The sequence below is a fragment of the Burkholderia sp. COPS genome (assembly GCF_019425585.1).
GTDB lineage: Bacteria > Pseudomonadota > Gammaproteobacteria > Burkholderiales > Burkholderiaceae > Burkholderia > Burkholderia cepacia.
Genome location: NZ_WIXR01000015.1, coordinates 178,718 through 198,389, shown reverse-complemented (window position 1 = coordinate 198,389; position 19,672 = coordinate 178,718). Strand labels below are relative to the sequence as shown.

Annotated in this window: 20 protein-coding genes; 6 read left to right on the top strand and 14 right to left on the bottom strand. The window is 66.4% G+C overall.

Translation table 11 applies throughout. From position 1 onward, the window contains the following. Positions 1-218: 218 nt before the first annotated feature. From FOZ70_RS14010 to guaB, 4 genes are all read right to left on the bottom strand, one after another. Positions 219-968 carry a hypothetical protein gene (locus FOZ70_RS14010; RefSeq protein ID WP_219706099.1) on the bottom strand — a complete coding sequence of 250 codons (750 nt, stop codon included), beginning with the start codon at positions 966-968 and terminating at the stop codon, positions 219-221. A gap of 322 nt (positions 969-1,290) precedes the next feature. Further along, complete coding sequence (gene guaA, locus FOZ70_RS14005) at positions 1,291-2,910, bottom strand: glutamine-hydrolyzing GMP synthase (protein WP_027787108.1); 1,620 nt, start codon at positions 2,908-2,910, stop codon at positions 1,291-1,293. Positions 2,911-3,026: 116 nt separating this feature from the next. Further along, entirely contained in the window at positions 3,027-3,638 is a 612-nt protein-coding gene (locus FOZ70_RS14000) for a hypothetical protein (protein ID WP_175829668.1), read from the bottom strand. A gap of 6 nt (positions 3,639-3,644) precedes the next feature. After that, a complete protein-coding gene (guaB, locus tag FOZ70_RS13995; RefSeq protein ID WP_048020927.1) occupies positions 3,645-5,105 on the bottom strand; it encodes an IMP dehydrogenase in 1,461 nt (486 codons plus the stop codon). On the opposite strand from guaB, the gene FOZ70_RS13990 reads away from it, so the two are divergent. Continuing rightward, positions 5,104-5,382, top strand: a complete 279-nt coding sequence (locus FOZ70_RS13990) for a hypothetical protein (protein ID WP_219706097.1) — start codon at positions 5,104-5,106, stop codon at positions 5,380-5,382. The two genes, guaB and FOZ70_RS13990, sit on opposite strands and share 2 nt — an antisense overlap. A 1-nt stretch (position 5,383) precedes the next feature. Here the strand turns inward: FOZ70_RS13990 and FOZ70_RS13985 are convergent, their stop codons facing one another. Both FOZ70_RS13985 and FOZ70_RS13980 read right to left on the bottom strand, forming a co-directional pair. Next, the gene (locus tag FOZ70_RS13985; RefSeq protein WP_219706186.1) at positions 5,384-6,190 is read right to left on the bottom strand and encodes a DUF2182 domain-containing protein; all 807 of its coding nucleotides are present in this window, start codon (positions 6,188-6,190) and stop codon (positions 5,384-5,386) included. 22 nt (positions 6,191-6,212) lie between these two features. Then, positions 6,213-6,977 carry a DUF899 domain-containing protein gene (locus FOZ70_RS13980; protein WP_059859621.1) on the bottom strand — a complete coding sequence of 255 codons (765 nt, stop codon included), beginning with the start codon at positions 6,975-6,977 and terminating at the stop codon, positions 6,213-6,215. 124 nt (positions 6,978-7,101) lie between these two features. Between FOZ70_RS13980 and FOZ70_RS13975 the strand changes: the two genes are divergently transcribed. The 3 genes from FOZ70_RS13975 (at position 7,102) to FOZ70_RS13965 (ending at position 10,165) form a co-directional block, all read left to right on the top strand. Then, entirely contained in the window at positions 7,102-8,322 is a 1,221-nt protein-coding gene (locus FOZ70_RS13975; RefSeq protein ID WP_219706095.1) for a helix-turn-helix domain-containing protein, read from the top strand. Positions 8,323-8,353: 31 nt separating this feature from the next. After that, on the top strand, positions 8,354-9,037 hold the full coding sequence (locus tag FOZ70_RS13970; protein WP_059553334.1) for a hypothetical protein: 684 nt from the start codon (positions 8,354-8,356) through the stop codon (positions 9,035-9,037). A gap of 132 nt (positions 9,038-9,169) precedes the next feature. Next, a complete protein-coding gene (locus FOZ70_RS13965) occupies positions 9,170-10,165 on the top strand; it encodes a DMT family transporter (RefSeq protein WP_219706093.1) in 996 nt (331 codons plus the stop codon). Positions 10,166-10,219: 54 nt separating this feature from the next. On the opposite strand, the gene FOZ70_RS13960 is transcribed toward FOZ70_RS13965, so the two are convergent. Together FOZ70_RS13960 and FOZ70_RS13955 are read right to left on the bottom strand one after the other, a co-directional pair. Then, complete coding sequence (locus tag FOZ70_RS13960) at positions 10,220-10,543, bottom strand: RnfH family protein (RefSeq protein ID WP_021159122.1); 324 nt, start codon at positions 10,541-10,543, stop codon at positions 10,220-10,222. Between the two features lie 4 nt (positions 10,544-10,547). Then, on the bottom strand, positions 10,548-10,985 hold the full coding sequence (locus FOZ70_RS13955; RefSeq protein WP_027787100.1) for a type II toxin-antitoxin system RatA family toxin: 438 nt from the start codon (positions 10,983-10,985) through the stop codon (positions 10,548-10,550). 98 nt (positions 10,986-11,083) lie between these two features. On the opposite strand from FOZ70_RS13955, the gene smpB reads away from it, so the two are divergent. Then, positions 11,084-11,530: an SsrA-binding protein SmpB gene (gene smpB, locus FOZ70_RS13950; protein WP_006478511.1), complete on the top strand. Its 447-nt coding sequence runs from the start codon at positions 11,084-11,086 to the stop codon at positions 11,528-11,530. Between the two features lie 250 nt (positions 11,531-11,780). On the opposite strand, the gene FOZ70_RS13945 is transcribed toward smpB, so the two are convergent. The 3 genes from FOZ70_RS13945 to ppsA form a co-directional block, all read right to left on the bottom strand. Continuing rightward, positions 11,781-12,716 carry an SPFH domain-containing protein gene (locus FOZ70_RS13945; RefSeq protein WP_014896750.1) on the bottom strand — a complete coding sequence of 312 codons (936 nt, stop codon included), beginning with the start codon at positions 12,714-12,716 and terminating at the stop codon, positions 11,781-11,783. A gap of 33 nt (positions 12,717-12,749) precedes the next feature. Beyond that, complete coding sequence (locus FOZ70_RS13940; RefSeq protein ID WP_059708127.1) at positions 12,750-13,184, bottom strand: NfeD family protein; 435 nt, start codon at positions 13,182-13,184, stop codon at positions 12,750-12,752. Positions 13,185-13,389: 205 nt separating this feature from the next. Next, on the bottom strand, positions 13,390-15,792 hold the full coding sequence (gene ppsA, locus FOZ70_RS13935) for a phosphoenolpyruvate synthase (protein WP_048020911.1): 2,403 nt from the start codon (positions 15,790-15,792) through the stop codon (positions 13,390-13,392). Between the two features lie 375 nt (positions 15,793-16,167). Here ppsA and FOZ70_RS13930 point away from each other — a divergent pair, with 375 nt between their 5' ends. Further along, the gene (locus FOZ70_RS13930; RefSeq protein WP_021159117.1) at positions 16,168-16,983 is read left to right on the top strand and encodes a pyruvate, water dikinase regulatory protein; all 816 of its coding nucleotides are present in this window, start codon (positions 16,168-16,170) and stop codon (positions 16,981-16,983) included. Positions 16,984-17,086: 103 nt separating this feature from the next. Here the strand turns inward: FOZ70_RS13930 and FOZ70_RS13925 are convergent, their stop codons facing one another. The 3 genes from FOZ70_RS13925 to lpxB are packed head-to-tail and all read right to left on the bottom strand — an operon-like array spanning position 17,087 to position 19,670. Further along, positions 17,087-17,863: an RNA methyltransferase gene (locus tag FOZ70_RS13925; protein ID WP_059494106.1), complete on the bottom strand. Its 777-nt coding sequence runs from the start codon at positions 17,861-17,863 to the stop codon at positions 17,087-17,089. After that, on the bottom strand, positions 17,860-18,504 hold the full coding sequence (rnhB, locus tag FOZ70_RS13920; protein ID WP_060158237.1) for a ribonuclease HII: 645 nt from the start codon (positions 18,502-18,504) through the stop codon (positions 17,860-17,862). Before rnhB ends, FOZ70_RS13925 begins: the two co-directional genes overlap by 4 nt. Then, entirely contained in the window at positions 18,501-19,670 is a 1,170-nt protein-coding gene (lpxB, locus tag FOZ70_RS13915) for a lipid-A-disaccharide synthase (protein WP_042974811.1), read from the bottom strand. The genes rnhB and lpxB overlap by 4 nt, the downstream gene beginning before the upstream one ends. Positions 19,671-19,672: the final 2 nt, after the last annotated feature.

The following is a 19,672-nucleotide window of genomic DNA, read 5'->3' as shown; positions in this document are numbered from 1 at the left end:
CGATTGTTAAAGAGCGAGATCCAGAATGCGCAAGAGCCGCGCCTGTTTCGGTGATTTCTTCCAGATGAAATAGACATCCTCAACAAGCACTGGACCATCAACCGAAGATCATCGACTGATAAATCGGATTATGCAGCGGAGCGAAGATCGATGAACAGGAAAGAAATTCGTCGCGGAAATTTTCCAGATCGGAGAAACAGTGGCCACACTACGCCGTGCTAGGCCATGCTCTGCAAAACGGTAAGCGTGTCGTCCGAGAACAATTGGGCCGCCGCATTGCGAGCACCTTTTTTCTTCGACTCCAGTGCTTCGGCATCCACGCCAGGAAAGAGCCGGCTCCACCGGAACGCCGGCGGCACGGCTTTTCCCGTCATCCGCTCGAACAGGTCAAGGTCATACCACGGTAGGGCACGTAGCGGAATCCATCTGTTTCGTGCCTTGTCCATGTAGTCGCCGTTTTGAAAGTCCGTACCGGACAAAGACGCCGAAGCCGCCAGCCACCCGTCCAGCCAGCGCTCGAAGTCATCGACGATCTGATCCTTCGGTGCATCGATCGAGACCATCACGTGAGCGTATCGCTGGAAAGGCGATTCGGGATTGCGAGCCAGCAATTCGTCCACAACCGCATCAGCGCCGTTGTGGCCACGCGACAGCGCTGCCTCGTCGGTGAGATGCCTGAGACGATTCAGATTCAGGGACTTGACCGTCGCCGTGTTGGCCGCATGGCTAGCCCCGGTGTACCGGACACCTGAGCCGAGCGGCTTCAGAGGCTGAGCCTTGATCGATTTGAAGACACTGACCACCGACTCGGGAATGCCACCATCAATAGCCCGGCGTATGGCGAGACGATCCCCCACCAAGCCAGCCCAGCCCAGCGCCGAGAGCTGACTGAGTCCAGCGTAATTGTCGAGCTTGAACCATGCCAGTTCTGCGGTCGTTGCCTCGGTAGTCTTCTTGGACGAAGGCATAGTTCATCTCCCTGTTGCACCGAACGGCCGGCGGGCAAAGACCCGCCGCAGTCGAAACTACGTGCCATCCTTTTGATTTTCAATGGCCGCAAACCCAATTCCCCCGCTATTTGCCCACACGTGGGGTTGAGCAGTGTGACCCGAGAAAAAGGCTACAATGCGAAACGGCTTGGCAACTGCCAAGCCGTTTCTTGTCCAAATCCTGTCCAAATCTGAGCCTGGACAGCGGACGAACTGAAGCAGGGATCCAGTTACGAGCTAACGCAACATCAACGAATACGCGAGTGCGAGAATCGAATAAGTCCCTGATTTATCAGGATTTTCACTCCCACTCGATCGTCGCCGGCGGCTTGCCCGAGATGTCGTACACGACCCGGTTGATCCCGCGCACTTCGTTGATGATCCGATTCGACGCGCGGCCGAGCAGCGCGTACGGCAGGTGCGCCCAGTGTGCGGTCATGAAGTCGGTCGTCTGCACGGCGCGCAGTGACGTCACGTAGTCGTACGTGCGGCCATCGCCCATCACGCCCACCGACTTGACCGGCAGAAACACCGCGAACGCCTGGCTCGTCAGGTCGTACCAGGTCTTGCCGACATCGGCTTCGCCGCACAGGCCGGCAGCCGCATCCTGCGCGGTCGCGGTCGTGTTGCGCAGTTCCTCGATGAAGATCGCGTCCGCGCGGCGCAGCAGGTCTGCATACTCGCGCTTCACTTCGCCGAGAATCCGCACGCCGAGGCCCGGGCCCGGGAACGGATGGCGGTACACCATCTCCGGCGGCAGGCCGAGTGCGACACCCAGCTCGCGCACTTCGTCCTTGAACAGGTCGCGCAGCGGCTCGAGCAGCTTCAGGCCGAGCGTTTCCGGCAGGCCGCCGACGTTGTGGTGGCTCTTGATCGTCGTCGCCTTCTTCGTCTTCGTGCCGCCCGATTCGACCACGTCCGGGTAGATCGTGCCCTGCGCGAGCCACTTCGCCTTCGACAGCTTCTTCGCCTCGGCCTGGAACACCTCGACGAACTCGCGGCCGATGATCTTGCGTTTCGCTTCCGGATCGGTCACGCCGGCCAGGTGGCCGAGGAACTGTTCGGATGCGTCGACGTGAACGACCTTCGCATGCAGGCGGCCTTCGAACATGTCGAGCACCATCTTGCCTTCGTTGAGGCGCAGCAAGCCGTGGTCGACGAACACGCAGGTCAACTGGTCGCCGATCGCGCGATGGATCAGCGCGGCTGCGACGCTCGAATCGACACCGCCCGACAGGCCGAGAATCACTTCCTCGTCACCGACCTGCTCGCGGATCTTCGCGACGGCTTCCTCGATGTGATTCTTCATGATCCAGTCGGGCTTCGCGCCGGCGATCTGCAGCACGAAGCGCTCGATGATCTGGCGACCCTTCACCGTATGCGTGACTTCCGGGTGGAACTGCACCGCGTAGTACCCGCGCGCCTCGTCGGCCATCCCGGCGATCGGGCAGCTCGGCGTCGACGCCATCAGCGCGAAGCCCGGCGGCAGCTCGGCCACCTTGTCGCCGTGGCTCATCCAGACCTTCAGCATCCCGTGGCCTTCGTCCGTCTTGAAATCCTCGATGCCGTCGAGCAGGCGCGTATGGCCGTGCGCGCGCATTTCCGCGTAACCGAATTCGCGGTGGTCGCTCCACTCGACCTTGCCGCCGAGCTGCACGGCCATCGTCTGCATGCCGTAGCAGATGCCGAGCACCGGCACGCCGAGATCCCACACGGCCTGCGGCGCGCGCAGCTGGTGGTCTTCGTACGTGCTCGCGTGGCTGCCCGACAGGATCACCGCCTTCGGCGCGAATTCGCGGACGAAGTCGTCGGACACGTCGTTCGGATGGATTTCGCAGTAGACGTGCGCTTCACGCACGCGGCGCGCGATCAGTTGGGTGACTTGCGAACCGAAGTCGAGAATCAGGATTTTGTCGTGCATGGCTGCGGACGGGATGAAGAGAATAAGAAAAGCAGCGCATCATTTGCATCATGCGCTGCGTCAAAAGCATGGACAGCGGCGTCGGGCGGAAGGCTGCACGCGCGACGCATGGCCGGTCAATCCTGCATCGGCGGGCGCTCGTCGAGTGCGACGGTGCCTGACGACGATTGGCCGGATGCGGCCGATGACGGTGCGGCGGCCGGCGACGGCGCCGCGGGACGGCTAACGACGGGTTCGACACGCTGCGGCGCGGCCGACGACGCTTGTGCCATCGCCGGCTCGGCCGGACGCTGTGCCGGCGCGCGCGCCTCGAGCGCCTGCGCTTTTTCGCGCCGGCGCACGGCCGATGCGAGCCGCACACCGCCGAGGCCAAGCACGATCAGTGCGACACCGGCCACGGCCGACAGCACCCTGCCGGCGGCGGCGAGCGCGGGACCGCTGCCGGTGCCGATCGACCAGACGATCGTCAGCGCGCCGGTCAGCCAGTACACATGGCCGACCGCGCGCGCGACAGGCGCGGTGAGATCCCCGTTGAACGCTGCATGAAACGCGAGCCACGCGAGCCCGAGCAACGCAATGCCGAACGCCTGGCCGAGCATCGCCGGCTGGACGTTCGCTAGCTGCAGCGCGTTGAAGAGCGACTGCCAGGGCGTCAGCACGAACAGCACGCCGAACGCCAGCAGCAGCACGGCATCGATGATCAGCACGGCTCGCAGCAGCGGTTTCATCGGCGATCAGTCCACGTGGTAGTTCGGCGCTTCCTTCGTGATCTGCACGTCGTGCACGTGCGACTCGCGCATGCCTGCCGCGGTGATCTGGACGAATTCAGCCTTGTCGTGCAGCTCGTCGATCGTGCGGCAGCCGCAGTAGCCCATGCTGGCGCGCACACCGCCGACCAGCTGGAACAGGATCGCGTTGACCGAACCCTTGTACGCGACACGGCCTTCGATGCCTTCCGGCACGAGCTTGTCGATGTTCGCCGAGTTGTCCTGGAAGTAGCGGTCCGCCGCGCCGTCCTTCATCGCACCGACCGAACCCATGCCGCGATACGACTTGTACTGGCGGCCCTGGTACAGGAACACGTCGCCCGGCGCCTCTTCGGTGCCCGCGAACATGCTGCCCATCATCACCGCGTTCGCGCCGGCCGCGAGGGCCTTCGACACGTCGCCCGAGAAGCGCACGCCGCCGTCGGCGATGCACGGCACGCCCGTGCCCTTCAGCGCTTCCGCGACGTTCGCGATCGCGCTGATCTGCGGCACGCCGACACCGGCGACGATCCGCGTCGTGCAGATCGAACCCGGGCCGATACCGACCTTGACTGCGTCCGCGCCGTATTCGACGAGCGCCTTCGCGGCGGCGGCCGTCGCGATGTTGCCGCCGATCACTTCGACGTGCGGGAAGTTCTGCTTGACCCAGCGAACGCGCTCGAGCACGCCCTTGCTGTGGCCGTGCGCGGTATCGACCACGATCACGTCGACGCCGGCCTGCACCAGCAGCTCGACGCGCTCTTCGTTGTCCGGGCCGACGCCGACCGCCGCGCCTGCGCGCAGCTTTCCGTGTTCATCCTTGCACGCATCCGGGTGCTCGGTCTGCTTCGTGATGTCCTTGACGGTCATCAGGCCGCGCAGTTCGAACGCGTCGTTGACGACCAGCACGCGCTCGAGGCGGTGGCTGTGCATCAGCGCCTTCGCTTCGGCGAGCGGCGTGCCTTCCTTGACCGTGACGAGGCGCTCGCGCGGCGTCATGATCGACTTGACCGGCTCATCGAGGCGCGTTTCGAAACGCAGGTCGCGGTTCGTGACGATGCCGACGAGCTGCGGGCCTTCGACGACCGGGAAGCCCGAGATGCCATGCTGGCGCGACAGCGCGATCACGTCGCGCACCTTCATTTGCGGCGGCACCGTGATCGGGTCGCGGACGACGCCCGATTCGAAACGCTTGACCTTCGCGACCTCGCGAGCCTGCTCGGCCGGCGTGAGGTTCTTGTGGACGATACCGACGCCACCCTGCTGGGCCATCGCGATCGCAAGGCGACCTTCGGTGACCGTGTCCATCGCGGCGGACACGAGCGGCATGTTCAGGGAGATGTTGCGGGTCAGCTTGGTCTTGAGGCTGGTGTCGCGCGGGAGAACGTCGGAGAAGGCGGGAACGAGGAGCACGTCATCGAAAGTGAGTGCTTTTTGGATCAGACGCATGGCAAATCCTATGGGCGCAAAAGCGAATTATACGCGAAGCGCCGTGAATTTTCACAACACGAACAACGGCTTAGCCGGTTTCGGCCGTTCGGGGGCCGAATCGTTCGGTTCGCCGTTCGGTTCGTTTTCGATCGCCTTTCGTTTCACCGCCGCATCGAGCCATTCGCGCAACGGGCGGCAACACGGCCCCTCTGCCTGTCGCAAACGGGTCACGCAGCCGAAGCGGCTGCGGCGAAGCAAGGCCCGGCAATATGTCGAATCGGCCTGCCTGCCTTGAGTTATAGCAGCCCGGCCGCGCGCGCGATCATCGCAATGCCGCCGCCGACGGCCACGCAACCGGCGATCCGCTCAACATGGCCGCCGGACGGCGCGAGACGCTCGGCGGTGATCGCGACCGTCACGGCAGCCATCACGCGCAGGTCCGTCATGCCGGCCGCCAGCGCGATCGCCATCAGGTTCCCGCAACAGGCGCCGCAGTGCATGGCGCCCCGCACGCCGTGCCACCATGCCGCACCGGCACCCGCCGACGACCGGTGTGCGTCGCCTGCCGCATGCCGGCAGCACGCCAGCCGCCGGACCTTCCACGCGGAAAATTGCAGCATGCCCGCAACCGACACGACCGCGCCGGCCGCAAACGGCAGCGCACGGGCAAATGCCGGCAGCCGTGCGGCGGCGGCCGTCAGCGCGGCGCCAGCCGGAAACACGAGCGCCCCGAGCGCCATCCACACCGCGAAGTACCCGGCGCCCGCCACGACGACGAGCCAGGCGGAACGCGCCGTCGCCATCGGGCCGATGCGCTGCCGGTATCGCCAGAGCATCGGCGCCAGCACCGGCAGCATCATCGTCACCGTCATCGCGCCCCACATTGCGGCGAACGCCGCGAATGCGCGCCCGGCGCTTCGGCCGCACGGCCGCAGCCATGCGGCCGAAGCCATCCAGCCGCCGGCCATCGGTTCGCTGCCCATCGCGGCCATCGACGCATGCTGCGCCACGGTCGCGAGCGCGGCAACGGCGAACACGGCCACGAGCGCCGCGCCGAACGCTCGCGGATCGTGGCCCGCGTCGCCGGCCGGCGGCCGTGCCATCGCCCGCCCGTCGCCGGCGCGCTCAGCCGCGTGCGTACTCGTCATGACGGCGCCACCACGGGCCGGCCTCGTTGCGTCCGCGCGGCGCGCGATCGAGCCACTGGTACATCCCCCACAGCCCGTCGAGCCCGCGCGCATAGGTGGAGTACGTGTGATAAACGGCGTCGTCCTCGCGCACGAACGCGCTCATCCCCGGCCGGTCGAGCGAATACGTGAGCGCATCGGTGCCGCACGTCGCAGCGAACTGCACGACGGGTGCCGGCGGCGGATCCATGTCCATCGCGTGACCGGCCAGCGCGTAGTTGTATTCGACGGCGCCCGCGCGCTGCTGCGTTTCGGTGAACGACACATTGAAGTCGAAGTTGAAATCGCTGCCGACCGACGACGCCCACGGGAAGCGCCACCCCATCCGCTGCCGGTAAGCGAGGAGTTTCGCGAGCGGCGCACGCGACACGGCGGCGAGCGTCACGTCGTGGTTCGCCAGGTGCACGGCGAAGCCGTCGAAACCGTCGGCGAGCGCCGAACACGACGGGCAGCCTGCCTTGTAGTCGGGGCCGAACATGAAGTGATAGACGAGCAGTTGCGAACGGCCGCGAAACAGGTCGCCGAGCGTGGCCGGCCCGTCTTCGGTGTCGAACCGGTAGGTCTTGTCGATGCGCACCCAGGGCAGTGCCTGGCGCCGCCGCGCGAGTTCGTCGCCTTGCCGCGTCAGCGCCTTTTCCGCGTCGAGCAGCGCGCGCCGCGCGGCCAGCCATTCGTCGCGCGTTCCGGTGAGATGGGTCGTCATTGCGGGTTCCTCCTTCCGATGGGTATCCGGGCACGGCGTCCGGTGCCGTGTGCGTGGTGCTAGATTAGTGGCGGGCATCGGGCCGGAGGGAGTGACAAGTGTGTCGGGATTCGGATGGATTCGGATGGATTCGCTGATCACGGCGGCCGCGCGCGCGCTCGCGGCCGGTGACGCGCTCGGCGCGCTGAACCGCATCGCGCTGCGCGACGATGCGCCGGCGCTCGCGCTGCGCGGGATCGCGATGGCGCAGCTCGGCGATTTCGAACGCGCGCGCACACTCGTGCGCGGCGCCGCACGCGCGTTCGGCACCCGGGAGGCCGTGGCGCGTGCGCGCTGCGTCGTCGCGGAAGCGGAGATCGCGCTCGCATCGCGCGACTTGCGCTGGCCGACACGCGCGCTCGATGCCGCCTGTGCGACGCTCGACGCGCACGGCGACCGCGCGAACGCCGCGCACGCGCGCTACCTCGGCGTGCGACGGCTGCTGCTGGTCGGCCAGCTCGACGACGCCGAGCGGATGCTCGCGAATCTCGATCCCGCACCGCTGCCGGCTGCATCGCGCGCCGCCCATGAGCTGATCGCGGCCGGCATCGCGATGCGCCGCATCCGCACGCAGGCGGCCCGCGCGGCGCTCGTGCGGGCGCGCGCGGCGGCCCGCGACGCCGGCATCGCCGCGCTGACGGCCGAGATCGACACCGCGGCACGCGTGCTCGACGCACCGGCCGCGCGCCTCATCGCGCGCGGCACGTCGCGGCTCGTGCCGCTCGACGAAGTCGAGACGCTGTTCGCGTCAAACGCCCTCGTCGTCGATGCGTGCCGCCACACGGTGCGCGACGCGCGCACGACCGTGTCGCTCGCGCGGCGGCCCGTGCTGTTCGTGCTCGCCCGCGCGCTCGGCGAGGCATGGCCGGCCGACGTGTCGCGAAACGCGCTCGTCGCGGCCGCGTTCCGCGCGAAACACGCGGACGAATCGCATCGCGCGCGCCTGCGCGTCGAGATCGGCCGGTTGCGCGCGGTGCTGCGGCCGCTCGCAAACATCGTCGCGACGCCGCGCGGCTTTGCGCTCGAACCGCTCGGCGTACGCGAGACCGTCGTCCTCGCGCGCCCGGTCGACGATCGCCACGCAGCCGTGCTCGCGCTGCTCGCCGATGGCGAAGCATGGTCGAGTTCCGCGCTGGCGCTGGCCCTCGGCGCGAGCCAGCGCACCGTGCAGCGCGCGCTCGACGTGCTCGCCGAAGGCGACAAGGTCCAGGCGCTCGGCCGGGGCCGCGCGCGCCGCTGGATGACGCCGCCGCTGCCCGGTTTCGCGACGACCTTGTTACTCCCTGCCCCGCTGCCGGGAGATTAGGATGACCTCACCGAACGACGAGGTGACGAACATGAAACGCTCCAGTGCAGAGATCCTTCGCGAATACGGCCCGTTTCCCGGGGTCGACGGCGTACACGGCGTCACGTTCGACGGGAAGTACGTGTGGTATGCGTCCGGCGACAAGCTGAATGCGCTCGACCCGGAGCGCGGCACGACCGTCCGCTCGATCGACGTCGCCGCACACGCGGGCACGGCGTTCGACGGCCGCCACCTGTACCAGATCGTCGAGGACCGCATCGAGAAGATCGACCCCGAATCGGGCCGCGTGCTCGCGACGATTCCCGCTCCCGGCGGCGGCGGCGATTCGGGGTTGGCATGGGCCGAAGGCGCGCTGTGGGTCGGCCAGTACCGCGATCGCAAGATTCATCAGGTGGATCCGCAGTCGGGCACCGTGCTGCGCACGATCGAGTCGAACCGCTTCGTCACCGGCGTGACGTGGGTCGACGGAGAGCTGTGGCACGGCACCTGGGAAGCCGACCAGGCCGACTTGCGGCACGTCGATCCGCGCACGGGCCGGGTGCTCGAGCAGATCGACATGCCGGCCGGCGTCGGTGTGTCGGGGCTCGAATCCGACGGCCACGACCGCTTCTACTGCGGCGGCGGCAACAGCGGCACGCTGCGCGCCGTGCGGCGGCCCGTGCGGGCGCGGGCGCCGGGCGACGGTGCGGCCACGCCCGATCCGGCTGACGACTGATCCGCCGCCTGCCGCGATCGCTGCTGCGCGCGGCCCACCCACCGGCCTGCACCGAGTGCAGGAATGAACAAGACGACGCCGCGACGGCGTCGCTAAGATGCGCGCTCGTCAGTCATGTGTTCGGAGCGGTCGATGCAGCGCGGTGTGGTTTATGGTGTCCTGGCAGGTGCCCTGTGGGGCATGGTGTTTCTCGTTCCGCGGCTGCTGACCGACTTCTCGCCGCTGCTGCTGAGCGCCGGCCGCTATGCGATGTACGGTCTCGTGTCGCTCGCGGCCGCGCTGCCGGCCGCCCGCTCGCTGCTCGCGCGGCTGACCCGCGAGGATCTCGTCGCGCTGGTCAGGCTCGCCGTCGTCGGCAACGTCGCGTACTACATGCTGCTGTCCGGTGCAGTGCACCTGATCGGCATCGCACCCAGCTCCCTGATCGTCGGCGTGCTGCCCGTCACGGTGACGCTCGCCGGCCTCGGCGACCACGGCGCCGTGCCGCTGCGACGGCTCGCCGCCCCGCTGGCGCTGGTGATCGCGGGCATCGTCTGTATCAACGTCGACCTGTTCACGTCCGAGGCCGCGCATGCGACGACGCTCGGTCAGAAACTCGCCGGCATCGCCTGCGCGGCGGGCGCGCTCGCGAGCTGGACCTGGTATGCGGTCGCGAACGCACGTTATCTGCAGCGCCATCATCGTTTCGGCGGCAACGAGTGGTCGGTGCTGTGGGGTGTCGTGACGGGCCTGATCGGCGGGCTCGTCTGGATCGCGATCCTCGCGCTGCCGGCCGGCACGTTCCAGGAAGCGGTGCCCGCGTCGCGCTGGCAGTTGTTCTGGCTGCTGAACCTCGTGCTCGCGATCGGCGCGTCGTGGCTCGGCAACGGGCTGTGGAATGCGGCGTCGAAGCGGCTGCCCCTCACGCTGTCAGGCCAGCTGATCGTGTTCGAAACCGTATTTGCGATGTTTTACGCGTTCGTGTACGACCGGCGGATGCCGCATGCGCTCGAGATCGCCGCGCTGGTGCTGCTGCTCGCCGGCGTCTATGGATCGGTGCGCCGGCATGGCGACACGCCCGCCAGCGGCGGGACGTCGGGAAGCGCACCGGCAAACGCACCGGCAAACGCGAATGCCGCAGCCCACTGAACGCCGCGGCGTTTGCTCAGACGAATCGTGTTGAAAGACGCGGATCGCTCCGCGTCAGCGCGCGTCCTTGTGCATCCACTTGCGGCCCTCGATGGAGCCGTCGCGGCGCGACTTGTCGACGCGCCGCTGGCGCGCGAGCTTCGGATCGACGATCAACGGGCGGTAGATCTCGACGCGGTCGTGGTCGGCGAGCAGCGTGTCGAGCGGCGCGAGCTTCCCGTACACGCCCGTCTTCGCGTTCGCGAGATCGATTTCCGGATGCAGTGCGAGCACGCCGCTCGCATCGATCGCCGAACGAACGGTCGCCCCTTCGGGCAGCGACAGCGGAATCAGCGTCTGGCGATCCGGCAGCGCGTAGCAGACTTCGATCGACAGCATCGCGTCACCCCTTCCCGTAGCGCTGGTCGGCGCGCTTCACGAACGAATCGACGAACGTGTTCGCGATGTGGCTGAACACCGGCCCGATGATCTTCTCGAGCAGGATGTTCGAGAACTCGTAGTGCAGCGCGAATTCGATCTTGCACGCATCGGCACGCAGCGCCGTGAAGCGCCACGAGCCCGTGAACTTCTTGAACGGGCCGTCCGTGAACTCCATGTCGATCCGCGTCGGGCGCTGCTGCGTGTTGCGCGTCGCGAAGTGCTGCTTGATGCCCTTGAAGTTGATGTCGATGCGCGCTTCCATCCCGCTCTCGTCCTGACGGCGAACCTCGACACCGCCGCACCAGGGCAGGAAATTGGGGTAATCGGCCACGTCGGTGACGAGGTCGAACATCTGTTCCGCCGAATGACGGATCAATACGGTTTTCTGGACATCTGCCATAAATCGCGCGGCATCGCTCAAGGTGGGAACGCAAGCCGGGCGATTCCCGCCCCGCTTTGCTAAAATCGTGATTTTAAACGAGTTGGCCCGATCCTTTCATGAGCATCATCGACAACAGGAAAGCGCACTTCGATTATCACATCGAGGAACGCTACGAGGCGGGGCTCGTGCTCGAGGGCTGGGAAGTCAAGGCGCTGCGCGCCGGGCGCGGCCAGATCAAGGAAGGCTACGTCGTCGTGAAGAACGCCGAGATCTTCCTGATCGGTACCCATATCAGCCCGCTGCCCGAAGCCTCGACGCACATCAAGCCCGACCCGGTTCGCACGCGCAAGCTGCTGCTGCACCGCGAGGAAATCAAGAAGCTGATCGGCAAGGTCGAGCAGCGCGGCTACACGCTCGTGCCGCTGAACTTCCACTACAAGGGCGGTCGCGTGAAGTGCGACATCGCGCTCGCGAAGGGCAAGAAGCTGCACGACAAGCGCGAAACCGAGAAGAAGCGCGACTGGGAACGCGAAAAGGCACGCATCATGCGCGCCGGCACCTGACGCGCGACGCACCCACGCAAACGACACGGCCCGCTCGAAGCGGGCCGTGTTGCTTTGGACTGCGTGAATCGCCGATGCCGGCTGCGCGGCGGCGGCTGAGGCGGCGCGGCTGAGGCGGCTTTCGGCACGCCCTACCGCCTGCGTCGACTGAAGAAAGGTGCCGCGGGCATCATCCGCGCCCCGGCTGCGCGACGATTCGCCGCACACCGATCGCACGCGGCGCGCCCTTCACGCACCGCGTACGTCCGACTCAGGCCTTCCCGCCCGAGGCCGCCCCCGCGTTCTTGACGATCGTCAGCGCCGACGAGATCGCGGTGCCGAGATCCGACAGGTTCGACGGCACGATCAGCGTGTTGCCCTGCTTCGCGAGATTCGAGAACGCCCCGACATACTGTTCGGCGACCTTCAGGTTCACCGCATCCATCCCGCCCTGCGACTGGATCGCGTTCGCGATCTTCTGGATCGCCTGCGCGTTCGCCTCGGCCACCGCCAGAATCGCAGCGGCCTCGCCCTGCGCCTGGTTGATCGCAGCCTGGCGCTCGCCTTCGGATTTCTGGATCGCCGCTTCGCGCGCGCCCGACGCGAGGTTGATCTGCTCCTGCTTGCGGCCTTCGGATGCGGCGATCAGCGCGCGCTTTTCACGCTCCGCGGTGATCTGCGCCTGCATCGCATGCAGGATTTCCTTCGGCGGCGTCAGGTCCTTGATCTCGTAACGCAGCACCTTCACGCCCCAGTTCGCCGCGGCCTGGTCGAGCGCCGACACGATGTTGTGGTTGATGAAGTCGCGCTCCTCGAACGTCTTGTCGAGCTCGAGCTTGCCGACCACCGAACGCAAGGTCGTTTGCGCGAGCTGCGTGATCGCGAGCACGAAGTTGCTCGACCCGTAAGACGCCTTCATCGGATCGGTCACCTGGAAGTACAGCACGCCGTCGACCTGCAGCTGCGTGTTGTCGCGCGTGATACAGACCTGGCTCGGCACGTCGAGCGGGATTTCCTTCAGCACGTGCCGGTACGCGATGCGATCGACGAACGGCAGCACGATATTCAGGCCGGGCGACAGCGTCGCGTGATAGCGCCCGAAGCGCTCGAGCACCCACGCATGCTGCTGCGGCACGATCTTCACCGTCTTCGACACGATCACGATCGCGATGACGAGCAGGACAACCCAGATGATCAGCGAATCCATGAAATATTCCCTCCTTGTTGTATCGGCGGACGATCAGCCCGCGGGTTTCGCCACGACCACGAGGCAATTGCCGCGCACGGCGCTCACCTGGTACACGTGCGCATCGTCGCGCTCGCCGTGCGCGAGTTCGACGTCCCAGTCGGCGCCGCGATACTGCACGCGCGCGCGGCCGTCGCGCCACGCGTCGACCGTGACGGTCGAGCCGATATCGAGATTGACGTCGGGATTCGTCGACGTGTCGCGCTTCTGCTTGCGGCCGAGCCCCGAGCGGCGCAGCGCGATCATCGCGACGATCGCGACCGCGGCCGCCGCGCCGAACTGCACGTGCGGCGCGAAACCGGCCAGTTGCAGCAAGCCGCCCGCGAGAAAGCCGAGTGCGATCATCAGCAGGTAGAACGTGCCCGTCAGCAGTTCGGCCACGACCAGCACGCCCACCGCGATCCACCAGAACAGATGCCCCGACATCATTTTGGCCTCCAGAAAAACGCCCCCGATACTCACTATATTCGCTGCCGCGAGCGGAGGCGACCGGCACGCCCGGATCGGCACGTTGCGTACCGACAAATAAAAACACCCCGGTGCGTACCGGGGTGTTTATAACACGAACCTTGCATTTTGCCTTCAACGAAAGCGCGGCGACACCGCGCTTTCGCCGAAGCGGCATCGCCGACCGTTACTTCCGGTTGGCGGCGAGCGCCTGCCACGTATCGATGATCGTGTCGGGGTTCAGCGAGATCGACACGATGCCTTCGTCGGTCAGCCATTGCGCGAAGTCCGGATGATCGGACGGGCCCTGGCCGCAGATACCGACGTACTTGCCCATCTTGCGGCAGGTATCGATCGCGCGCTTCAGCAGGAACTTGACGGCCGGGTCACGTTCGTCGAAGTCGACAGCCAGCAGTTCCATGCCCGAATCGCGGTCAAGGCCGAGCGTGAGCTGCGTGAGGTCGTTCGAGCCGATCGAGAAACCGTCGAAGTGTTCCAGGAACTCTTCGGCGAGGATCGCGTTGGTCGGGACTTCGCACATCATCACGAGGCGCAGGCCGTTTTCGCCGCGCTTCAGGCCGAACTTCTCGAGCAGGCCGACGACACGCTCCGCCTGCTTCACGGTACGCACGAACGGCACCATGATCTCGACGTTGGTCAGGCCCATCTCGTCGCGCACGCGCTTCAGTGCACGGCATTCCATCTCGAACGCCTGCGCGAAGTCTTCGGCGATGTAGCGCGATGCGCCGCGGAAACCCAGCATCGGGTTTTCCTCGTCCGGCTCGTAACGCGAACCGCCGATCAGCTTCTTGTACTCGTTCGACTTGAAGTCGGACAGGCGCACGATCACGGGCTTCGGATAGAACGCCGCCGCGATCGTCGCGACACCTTCCGTCAGCTTGTCGACGTAGAACTGACGCGGCGATGCGTGACCGCGCGCGACGCTCTCGACGGCCTTCTTCAGGTCCTGGTCGATGTTCGGGTACTCGAGGATCGCCTTCGGGTGAACGCCGATGTTGTTGTTGATGATGAACTCGAGACGCGCGAGACCCACGCCGCCGTTCGGCAGTTGCGAGAAGTCGAACGCGAGCTGCGGGTTGCCGACGTTCATCATGATCTTGACCGGGATTTCCGGCAGTTCGCCGCGCTGCACTTCCGTGACTTCCGTCTCGAGCAGGCCGTCGTAGATCTTGCCTTCGTCGCCTTCCGCGCACGACACGGTGACGAGCGCGCCGTCCTTCAGGACGTCGGTCGCATCGCCGCAGCCGACGACTGCCGGCACGCCGAGCTCACGCGCGATGATCGCCGCGTGGCAGGTCCGGCCGCCACGGTTCGTGACGATCGCCGCCGCACGCTTCATCACCGGCTCCCAGTTCGGGTCGGTCATGTCGGCCACCAGCACATCGCCCGGCTGTACGCGTTCCATTTCCGACGGATCCTGGATCACGCGCACGGGGCCCGCGCCGATCTTCTGGCCGATCGCACGCCCCGTCGCGAGCACCTGCGACTGGCCCTTCAGCTTGAAGCGCTGCTCGGCCTTGCCGGTTGCCTGGCTCTTCACGGTTTCCGGGCGTGCCTGCAGGATGAAGATCTTGCCGTCGCGGCCGTCCTTGCCCCACTCGATGTCCATCGGACGCTGGTAGTGCTTCTCGATGATGACCGCGTACTTCGCCAGCTCGATCACGTCTTCGTCGGTGATCGAGTAGCGGTTGCGCTGCTCGTGCGGCACGTCGACCGTCTTCACGCGGCCCGGCTCGCCCGGCTGCGTGAATTCCATCTTGATCAGCTTCGAGCCGATCGAGCGGCGGATGATCGGGTACTTGTCCTGTGCGAGCGTCGTCTTGAACACGTAGAACTCGTCCGGGTTCACCGCGCCCTGCACGACGGTTTCGCCCAGGCCGTAGCTCGACGTGATGAACACGGCGTCCTTGAAGCCCGATTCGGTATCGATCGTGAACATCACGCCGGCCGCGCCGACGTCCGAGCGGACCATGCGCTGCACACCGGCCGACAGCGCGACTTCCGCGTGCGTGAAGCCCTTGTGCACGCGGTACGAGATCGCGCGGTCGTTGTACAGCGACGCGAACACGTGCTTCATGCGGTCGAGCACGTCTTCGATGCCGACGACGTTCAGGTACGACTCCTGCTGACCGGCGAACGATGCGTCGGGCAGGTCTTCCGCGGTAGCGGACGAACGCACGGCGAACGACAGCTCGCCCGGCGAGCCGTTCTTCAGGATGTCGAACTGCTCGCGGATTTCCTGCTCGAGACGTGCCTGCATCGGCGCATCGACGATCCACTTGCGGATTTCCGCACCGGCTTCGGCGAGCGCCTTCACGTCGTCGATGTCGAGCGACTCGAGACGCTTGGCGATGCGGTCGGTAAGGTCGTTGTGCTTGAGGAAATCGCGGAACGCGAGCGCGGTCGTGGCGAAACCGGTGGGTACGCGAACGCCTGCTTCGGAAAGCTGGCTGATCATTTCGCCAAGCGACGCATTCTTGCCGCCGACGATTTCCACATCGGTCATCCGCAACTGCTCGAACGGAATTACATACGCCTGGTCCTTTGCGACGTTTGCTGCGTTAGTCATACAAGCCCCTAAGTGTGAAAAAAATGCTCGATTGCGCAAGTGGGCTCGGACGCGGGCGCTTGCAAAAAGGCGCGGCGCGTCTTGCGCAACCTGTTGGAGAAACACTCGCAGCGGCGAAAATCTTCCGACCCGATTTGCAAAAATCCCGGCAGAAGGGCGATATTTGCAGACAAATCGCCAAACTTGCCGGGAATTATGGAACCGAGCGGCAAAGCCTGGGGCGCCGTTCGCGCCCTGCCCCCGCAATTGCTTATCCAACAGGTTGCCGCTATTCTACCGTGCCGGCTGCCGGATGTGGCGCGACCTTGTCACTGCGTCTGGAGGCGACCCTCCAGCCGCCCGCGCAACCGCCCTTCACGCTCGACGCCCAGATTCATGCTGCCTACCGTATTCATCGTCTCCGACGGTACCGGGATCACTGCCGAAACCTTCGCGCACTCGATCCTCTCCCAGTTCGACCAGAAATTCCGTCTCGTGCGCGTGCCGTTCGTCGACTCGCTCGACAAGGCCTATGCGACCGTCGAGAAGATCAACGAGGCCGCCGTGCACGACGGCCGCCGCGCGATCGTGTTCACGACGCTCGTCGACAGCGAGTCGAACGACATCGTCAAACGCTCGAACGCACTCGTGCTCGACATGTTCCAGCGCTTCGTCGAACCGCTCGAACAGGAACTGGAGCTCAAGTCGAGCCACGCGATGGGCCGCGGCCACCAGAACGCGGACACCGAGGAATACAAGACCCGGATCGAGGCGATCAACTTCTCGCTCGCGCACGACGACGGCCAGTCGAACCGCAACCTGTCGGAGGCCGACGTGATCCTCGTCGGCGTGTCGCGCAGCGGCAAGACGCCGACGAGCCTGTATCTCGCGATGCAGTACGGCGTGAAGGCCGCGAACTATCCGCTGATTCCGGAAGACTTCGAACGCGGCAAGCTGCCGTCGGCGCTCGCCTCGCACCGCGAGAAACTGTTCGGGCTGTCGATCGACCCGCAGCGCCTGTCGGAGATCCGGAACGAGCGGCGCCCGGGCAGCAAGTACGCCGCACCCGAGAACTGCCGCTACGAAATCAACGAGGCGGAAGCGATGATGCGCCGCGAGGGGATCAAGTGGCTGTCTTCGACGCACAAGTCGATCGAGGAAATCGCGACGACGATCCTGCAGGAAGTCCGCCTCGACCGGCAGTCGTACTAAGGTCGAGCGCCGGCGGCCGCCCTGCCGCCGCCGGAAACAAAAAGGCCGCGTCGAACGCGGCCTTTTTTCGTGGTGCGGGGAATGCGCGAGCGTGGCGCCACGCTCACCGCTGCTGGCGCACCTGCTCGAACAGGCACACCGCCGCCGCGGCTGCGACGTTCAGCGACTCCATCCCGCCCGGCTGCGGAATCGTCACGCGATGCGTGGCCACCTCGCGCCAGTACGCGGAAACGCCTGCCCCCTCGTTGCCGAACACCCACGCCACGGGGCCCGACAGGTCGCAATCGTAGATCGCCTGCGCGCCGTGCGAGTCGGTCAGCGCAACCGGCACATCGAGGCGTTCGGCAAGTTCACCGGCTTCGACGTCCTCGTGGATCGACAGCAGGAAATGCGCGCCCATGCCCGAACGCAGCACCTTCGACGACCATGCGTACGCGGTCCCCGGCGCACAGAACACGTGGCGCACGCCTGCGGCCGCCGCGCTGCGCAGGATCGAGCCGACGTTGCCGGCGTCCTGCACGCCGTCGAGCACGACCGACGTATGCGTGACGCGAGTGGGCAGCGGTTGCGCCGGCCGGTCGACGAGCAGCAGGAAGCCGACGCCGTTGACGACGTTCGACAACTGCCCGAACAGCGCGTCGGGCAGTGTGACGATCCGTTGCGCATCGATGCGCGCGACGATCGCCTGCGCCTCCGCGTGGCCGAGTGCGCCTTCGGTCGCCACGCACAGCTCGGGCGTCGCGCCCGTATCGAGGTAAGCGCTCGCGAGATGGAATCCTTCGAGCAGCGCCTGGCCGCTGCGGCGCTGATGGGGCGTCGAACCCGCGAGCGCCTTCAGGCGCTTGTACAGCGGGTTGTCGCGGGAAGTAATGCTTTTCATCGAATCAGGTCGAGTGCCGCGCGAACCGGCGCGAACGAGCGCCGGTGCGCTTCGCATGGCCCGTGCTCGCGCAGCGCGGCAAGGTGTTTCGCGGTGCCGTAGCCCGCATGGACGTTGAAGCCGTACACCGGGAAACGTTCGTGCAGGTCGACGAGCATGCGATCGCGCGTGACCTTCGCGAGAATCGACGCGGCCGAGATGCTCGGCACGAGCGCATCGCCGCTGACGATCGCCTCGGCACGCACCGTCAGCGTCGGGCAGCGGTTGCCATCGATCTGCGCGAGCGTCGGCAGCAGCGACAGGCCCTCGACCGCCCGCTTCATCGCGAGCATCGTCGCGTGCAGGATGTTCAGCGTGTCGATTTCGTCGACGCTTGCCGACGCGACGCAATATGCGCGCGAACGTGCGACGATCAGGTCGTACAACGCGTCGCGCTTCTTCGCGGACAGCGCCTTCGAATCGTCGAGCCCGTCGATCGGCTGCGCCGGATCGAGGATCACGGCGGCGGCCACCACTGGCCCCGCGAGCGGGCCACGGCCGGCTTCGTCGACACCGCAAACAATCTCGTCGGGCCGGCTGAAATCGAAACCGCCCTGCACGTCGCTCGACGCGCGGCGGCGTGATGCACGTACTGCGGTCATGCGCGCCCCTTGCGTTGTTCGAGCACGCGCACGACCGCTTCGGCCGCCTTCGTAGCCGTGTTCTGCCGCAGCGAGAGATGCATTTCGGTGAAGACTTCGGTCAGTGTGCGGCGGTTCGCGTCGTCGCGCAGCTGCGTGAGCGTCGCATCGGCGAGCGCCTCGGGCGTCGCGAAATGCTGCAGCAGCTCGGGCACGACGAAACGCCCCGCCAGGATGTTCGGCAGGCCGACGTACGGCAGGTACCCCTGCCGGCGCATGATCTGCCCGGTCAGCCAGGGCACCTTGTACGAGATCACCATCGGCTTCTTCAGCAGCGCGGCTTCCAGCGTGACCGTGCCGCTCTTCACGAGGATCGCGTCGGCCGCCGTCATCGCGACCTGCGAGCGGCCGTCGGTGAGCGTCAGCGCAAGCTGCGGATGCGCGTCGACGAGCGGCTGCAGCAGCGCGCGCAACGCGGGCGTCGCCGCCGGCATCACGAACCGCACGCCAGGCTCGCGCTGCTGCATCAGCGCCATCGCCGCAAAGAACGTCGGGCCGATCAGCGCGATTTCCGAACGCCGGCTGCCCGGCAGCACCGCGATCACCGGGCCGTCGGCCGGCAATCCGAGCGCGATGCGCGCGCCGTGCATGTCGGGTTCGAGCGGGATCTCGTCGGCCAGCGGATGACCGACGTAGGTCGAGGCGACACCTGCCTTGTCGAGAATCGCCGGTTCGAACGGGAACAGGCACAGCATGTGATCGACGGACTTCGCGATCTTCTTGATCCGGCCGCCGCGCCATGCCCAGATCGACGGGCACACGAAGTGGATCGACGGGATACCGGCATCGCGCGCGGCCTGTTCCACGCTGAAGTTGAAGTCGGGTGCGTCGATGCCGATGAATGCGTCCGGTCGCTCGGCGAGCAACTGGCGCTTCAGCTCACCGCGAATCCGCAGGATCTCGGGAATCTGGCCGAGCGCCTCGACGTAGCCGCGCACGGTCAGCTTGTCCATCTGCCAGTGCGAGTCGAAGCCCTGCGCGATCATCCGCTGCCCGCCGATCCCGTAATACTGGGCCGATTCGGGCAGCCGCTCGCGCAGCCCGCCGAGCAGCGACGCCCCGAGCAGGTCGCCCGACGGTTCGCCGGCCGCCATCGCGAGCCGGAGCTGAGTGGTCGGAAGCGGCATCG